At 37.1% G+C, this 6206-nt stretch carries 5 protein-coding genes and 1 pseudogene; 4 read left to right on the plus strand and 2 right to left on the minus strand.

The window, feature by feature from the left end; genetic code table 11:
• Both J582_RS24085 and J582_RS0105410 read left to right on the plus strand, forming a co-directional pair.
• Positions 1-522: FimD/PapC C-terminal domain-containing protein (locus J582_RS24085; protein ID WP_032048782.1), on the plus strand; the 522-nt coding region annotated here is incomplete at its 5' end.
• Positions 513-1541: pseudogene (locus tag J582_RS0105410) on the plus strand (spore coat U domain-containing protein). The gene J582_RS24085 and the pseudogene J582_RS0105410, both read left to right, overlap by 10 nt.
• A gap of 60 nt (positions 1542-1601) precedes the next feature.
• Here the strand turns inward: J582_RS0105410 and J582_RS24090 are convergent.
• Entirely contained in the window at positions 1602-2954 is a 1353-nt protein-coding gene (locus tag J582_RS24090; protein WP_031982851.1) for a PepSY-associated TM helix domain-containing protein, read from the minus strand.
• Between the two features lie 399 nt (positions 2955-3353).
• Between J582_RS24090 and J582_RS24095 the strand changes: the two genes are divergently transcribed.
• Positions 3354-4520: an MFS transporter gene (locus J582_RS24095; protein WP_199983349.1), complete on the plus strand. Its 1167-nt coding sequence runs from the start codon at positions 3354-3356 to the stop codon at positions 4518-4520.
• 147 nt (positions 4521-4667) lie between these two features.
• Positions 4668-5171, plus strand: coding sequence for a hypothetical protein (locus J582_RS24100; protein WP_002049607.1), 504 nt, complete (start codon positions 4668-4670; stop codon positions 5169-5171).
• A 54-nt stretch (positions 5172-5225) separates the two neighbouring features.
• Here J582_RS24100 and J582_RS24105 read toward each other — a convergent pair.
• A partial coding sequence (locus J582_RS24105; RefSeq protein ID WP_032048783.1) for an ATP-grasp domain-containing protein occupies positions 5226-6206 on the minus strand: 981 nt, incomplete at its 5' end.

The following is a 6206-nucleotide window of genomic DNA, read 5'->3' on the forward strand; positions in this document are numbered from 1 at the left end:
GCGGCAGGACGTATATTTGCGGCCAATGAAATAGGGGATGGTTATGCTGTTGTCACCAATGCCGGACCGCAAAGCCAAATTATAAATGGTGGGATAAATCTAGGAACAACTGACAAGTCTGGAAGATTTCTTATTCCTAGTCTTATGCCATATAGAGAGAACCATATTTATTTAGATCCATCATATCTTCCTTTAAATTGGAATGTTAAATCTACAGATCAAAAAACAGTAGTAGGCTATCGCCAAGGGACTTTAGTCGACTTTGGTGCTCATCAGGTTATTTCAGGTTTAGTGAGAGTGGTTGATAAAAACAACTCACCATTATTACCAGGCTATAGCGTTCGAATTAATGGACAGCAAGATGCTGTAGTGGGCTACGATGGTGAAGTATTCGTTCCAAACTTATTAAGACAAAACAAACTTGAAGTAGATCTTCTCGATCATGGTACTTGTCAAATTAATTTCACTTATGAAAGTAAGCAATACAGTGCTAAAAAATTGGGGCCTTATGTATGTCAATAAGTATTGTAAGTCATAGTTCCTACATGCTAGCCAAAAAGTTTTCATCTACTTTAAAGTATGTTTTAGCTAGTTTACTGTTATTTGTGCTTTATGCTTTTTTTAGTTCAGCACATGCTGGCTGTACGGTAACTGGAACCACAAATAGTACTTATAATTATACAGCAGCAACGATTAATAGTGACGCTACCATTACTTATACTGGAACTATTCGGTGTACGAATGTTGGGAGTACTGCTTAAATATCAAGATATATGTGCATGAAGACAGTATTTACTGGAGCAACTACTTCAAATAGTAATGTTTCATTACCTTATACGGTTACGGCAACTGTAGGCGGAGCAGGTTCTTCTACTGCAAATCAAACTTCAAACTTTTGGTATGGTCCTGTTACTACGGTGGCACCAAATAATATTATTAGTTACTCAGTAAGTATTAAAGTTCCAGCAAGATCGGGCTCTTTAACAGCCTATCCGGTAGGGACTTATATTGGCTCCGTTCAAGTATTTTGGGACATGCAAGCAAATTCAAGCAGTGTATGTGAGGGTGATAGTGGCGGTGGCTGGGACTCGGGTAATATGACGATTACAGCTAACTATGTAGTACCAAGTTTCTGTCAGTTAGATTCCACATCAAATGTCGATTTTGGCAATATTGGTGATATTGGTACAACAAGTCGTGACTACACGGCTCAAGGTGCGATTAATGCAACTTGCAACAATGGAACACCTTATAGCATTTATTTGGGGGATGGCAATAATCGTATAAGCGGTGGATTTAGACGTATGACCAATGGAAGCAGTCAATACATTCCTTATCAGTTATACAAAGATACTGCTTATAGCACAGTATGGGATACTACAGGTGGTATAACTGCTGTGGGTGGTTCTGGAGGAGTGTCAAAGACAGGATCTGGCACTAGTCAAATTTCAAATGTATATGGAAAAATTCCACAAGGAACTTCTATTTCAAGTACACCTGGTAACTATTCAGACAGCATAGTTGTTACGGTGACTTATTAGTTACTTGCCAATTCACTATTCACTTAAAGTAAGGAGGTGAGTTGGCAAGTATCATGAGTTTTAGTTAGTGTTTAAAGAGCTTTGTTTTCGTATTAGTAATATCACTAGTGTGATTAATAAGCTAAATCCGAAAATGGGCAAAATAATTCCTAAAATAATAAGTGTAAGGGCCGTGATTATTTTTTGTTGATTGTTTGCGCGTTTCCATACCAATAAAGTTTGGCTTACAAAATGGCTAGTCGTAATTTTTAAATTAGAGGTTTTAAACCAAGCTTTATATGCATAAATAATCATAAAACATAGCCCGAGTGCATATAAAGCGAGTACTAGTTGATTGACCCATCCAAATAATACGCCAATATGAGCATCGACTCCCCAACGTGTAAGTTTTGCAAATAATGAATAATCTTTAAAAGCTAGTTTATCGATGACTTTGTGTTTATGTATATCAATAGCCACACTGTCTGCCTGTGTTGGCCATTTGCGCTGTAGTTCAGTAACAGTCCAAGCTTGGTTTGCATCAACAGGAGGTTTGATTTGTATTTGTGCTGAATGAATTCCATTTGCTCTAGCAATTGCTAATACAGAATCGAATTCGGTTGGCATGATTTCTAAATTCGAAGTCTCCATGACCATACCATGATGTTCTTTATGTTCATCATGAGGCATTTTTGATAATGGCGCATTATTTAAAGTTGTGGCTAAGGTTGGCGTTTGCCAATTTAGCCATTGACGAGCAATACGAATATTATCACCGGCCCACTGGGACCATGTAAGGCCCGTAATCGCAATGAACAATAAAAGTGGTAATAAGGTCAAGCCAATAGAACTATGCCACTTTAATAAATAGTTTTTCTGCGTTTGTCTAATTTTGAAGTTTTGATGACGTTTCCACCAACTGTATAGTCCGGTCAGAGTTAAAATGCCGAGCCAACTTGCTGCAAGTTCACTATAAAAACGTCCCCATTTTCCAAGTAATAAATTACTATGCAATTGATCTAAGAATGTGCGAAATGGTAATACTCCACTGGTTCCATATACAGCAAGCTGACCTTTGATAGAAAGGGTATAAGGGTCTACAAAAATAGCTTCGTTATATAAATGATGAGCTTTATCAGAAAAAATGACTCGTGTTGTTTGTATGGAACTTGGTGCTGGCCTAACTTCTGTAATTTGTGCAGATTCGGGCATCGCTTTTTTTGCTACTTCAACCTGTTGGCTTAGTGGGTGCATATCTTTATTTAAAGGCTGAACATATAGTGCATCTTTATAGATAGATTGTTCTATCTGAGGAGTAACTGCATATAGAAGACCTGTAAATGCCGCAATAAATATAAATGGGGCAATAAAAATACCAGCGTAAATATGTACGAGACGGAAAAGACTGCGCCAAAAGCTAGGGGTGTTAGGCATGTTGAGAAGTATCGAACAAACTTTGGCGTGAAGTATATCTACTTTTAAATAAAGTTACCCATTGTTTAATTATCTATAGCCAAACTTTTCACATAAAAGCCTTTTAATAAATTGATTATCTAGACCTAAAAATTGAAGAAGTGAGATTAAAATTTGATTAAAGATTGATAGTGATAGCTTTATGCTTTGTATTTTAAAAAGCAATAAAGCTATTAGTTTTTTATCTAGATGATAGAATTGCGCCGGTCAGTAAATTGATGTGTATTCTTACTTAATATGCAATTGATGATGCATCCTTTTGAGGTTGTGTGTAGATTGTTGAGTTGCGAGTAAGTGCTAATGTAGATATACATACAACTATCTGAAATTCTAACTTATTGAAGATATAAGGTTTATCAGTTGCTCCCATCACTTACAATTCAAACCAGACTCGGTGGATTCTACTTTTTTTACTATTCCATCGTTGGCACGTTCATGCCGTATTGGAATTTATATCTTCAAGATCAAGGGTTTAATTATCAGCAGATAGGTATCTTATCATCTATTGCTATTGTGACGCGATTCTTTGCGCCTTTAGTTTGGGGCTGGATCGCAGATAAATCTGGTAAAAGAATGCTTTTGGTGCGGCTCGCAACTTGGATGGAAGCTTGTATATGGTTGGCTATCTTTATAGTTCCCAATACATTTCAATCTGTCGCTTTACTTATGCTTATTTTTAGCTTTTTCCAAAATGCAATTTTGGCTCAGTTTGAAGGGGTAACCTTATTTTGGTTGGGCGACCAAAGGGCAAAACTTTATGGAAAAATTCGAAAATGGGGATCGGTCGGTTTTATTGTAGGTGTGTTTACCATAGGTGCAATTTTAGAAATTATTCCAATCTCTATGTTGCCTATTTTATTACTCATAATAGCATCGCTTGCATTTATTTGGGCTTTTACGATTCGTGAACCAGAAGGGGCTCCTACTTCACAAAAGCATTTAGAACCTTTATTGCCTGTGTTAAAGCGTCCAGAAGTTGCTGCTTTTTTTACTATTGAATTTATTCTTCTTTTTTCACATGCCCCTTTTTATAGTTTTTATAGCAATTTTCTAAAATCTTTAAATTACAGTACGACTGAAATTGGCTTTTTATGGGCAATGGGAGTGATTGCTGAAATTGTGATGTTTGCATATGCCGCTACGTTTTTTAAATATTTTTCGTGGCGTAGTCTTGTTGCCATGTGCTTAGTTTTAACAAGCATACGCTGGTTGTTGGTGGCTCTCTTCTCTCATTATTTTATAGGTCAGTTATTTGCACAGTGCTTACATGCTTTTAGTTTTGGCTTGTTTCATCTTATTGCAATGCGTCTCATTTTTCAGAACTTTTCAATAGGGCAGCAAGGTCGAGGTCAGGCTTTTTATAGCACCATGTGGGGACTTGGAGTTGCCTTTGGAAGTATTCTAGCTGGTCATTATTGGAAAATTCTTACTGGTGAGTATATTTTTATGATTGCTGCATTAGTAGTGCTTCTAGGTTTGTGCTTTGTATTTTGGCTACCTAAACAGATTGAAAAGCCAGCTTCTTAAATCAAATGTTGCTAAAAATTGTTAGGGATGAGTAGTTAAAGATAAAAATTGTTTGATGAGAAGTATCGGTTCGTTACGGTTGAAAAATATTGTTTTTATATGGTTATGAAACAATGTTTTTCTAAAAAAATGTGCTAACTTAAACCCATGCGTTTAATGATTAATAAATCTATGAAAAATATTTATATTATGGGATTATTATTGGCTTGTTCTGGTTTTGCTATGGCTGAGACAGTGACTCAACAGCCAACGGAACAGCCCGTACGCACTGCTAGTAATCCTAACGCTATACGTATTGTTACGCGTCCTGAAATTATGGGATTGTGGGGAATGGAGATTCCAAATAATAAAAAATGTGTAGAGTACTATAATTTCCGTAGTAGTAATGATGTGGTGATTAAAAGCGGTGAAGAATGGTCATATGGTATTTATGAATATCAACCATCTGATGACCCTAAAGAGCAGTTATCAGCTCTAGTGATGCAGATTAAGTTTGATAATAATAAAGTTGATTGTTCTGGTCAGCAGCAAGATCAGACTGGTGATGTTTCCCAGTATTTTGTGCAATGGAAAAATGACCATACTATCAATTTCTGCTCAACTGCTAAAGGCGAGCAATGCTTTGCAACACTACGTCGCATGTTGCCATAAATTTGAATTAATAAAAAAAGCCTCTTATGTAAGAGGCTTTTTTTATTATACATATTATGCAGTTTCAGCTTTCTTTTCTTCTTCCACTTTTTTCAACAAGTGTTTTTCAAGGTAATGGATGTCCATTGCTTGTTCGCAGAAGTTTTTATCTTGCAAGATAAGATCTTTATGTAAAGGAATATTGGTTTTAATTCCTGTAAGAATCATTTCGTCTAACGCTTGACGCATACGGGCAAGCGAAGTTTCACGATTTTTACCATGAGAGATCAATTTTGCAATCATTGAATCATAATAAGGTGGAATGCTATATCCAGGATAGATATGAGAATCTAAACGAATACCTGCACCGCCTGGCGCATAAAAACTTTCAATTTTACCTGGTGAAGGTAAGAAAGTGGTTGGATCTTCAGCATTGATACGACATTCAATGGCATGGCCACGAACTTCAATATCTTCTTGTTGAAGCTCTAAGCCTAAACCAGCTGCAATACGTAATTGCTGTTCAATAATGTCAACACCAGTCACCATTTCAGTTACAGGGTGCTCAACCTGAACACGAGTGTTCATTTCAATAAAGAAGAACTCACCGTCTTCGAACAAGAATTCAAATGTACCAGCACCACGATATTGCATTAACTGACATGCATTAACACAAGCTTGTAAAATATCAGCGCGTGCTTGTTCTGGTAGATTTGGAGCAGGAGCTTCTTCTAACACCTTTTGGTGACGACGTTGTAATGAGCAGTCGCGATCATATAAATGAATCGCATGGCCGTTACCATCACCTAAAACTTGAACTTCGACATGGCGAGGTTTTTGTAAGAAGCGTTCCATGTACACTGTATCATCGCCGAACCACATTTCTGCATCACGTTGAGCTGCTTGAACTGACTCAAGTAATGTATCTACGCGTTCAACAATACGCATACCACGACCACCACCACCAGCTGCCGCTTTAACAATAAGCGGGAAACCGATTTCTTTCGCTTCAGCTAAAGCATTGTGGATAGTTACTGCATGGTCACAACCCGGTAC

This window comes from Acinetobacter sp. 1566109, from assembly GCF_000582255.1.
Taxonomy (GTDB): domain Bacteria; phylum Pseudomonadota; class Gammaproteobacteria; order Pseudomonadales; family Moraxellaceae; genus Acinetobacter; species Acinetobacter nosocomialis.

Excerpts from the sequence above, each read along its gene's own strand:
- J582_RS24090 (WP_031982851.1), bottom strand. The coding sequence starts at position 2,954 with ATGCCTAACACCCCTAGCTTTTGGCGCAGTCTTTTCCGTCTCGTACAT.
- J582_RS24100 (WP_002049607.1), top strand. The coding sequence starts at position 4,668 with ATGCGTTTAATGATTAATAAATCTATGAAAAATATTTATATTATGGGA.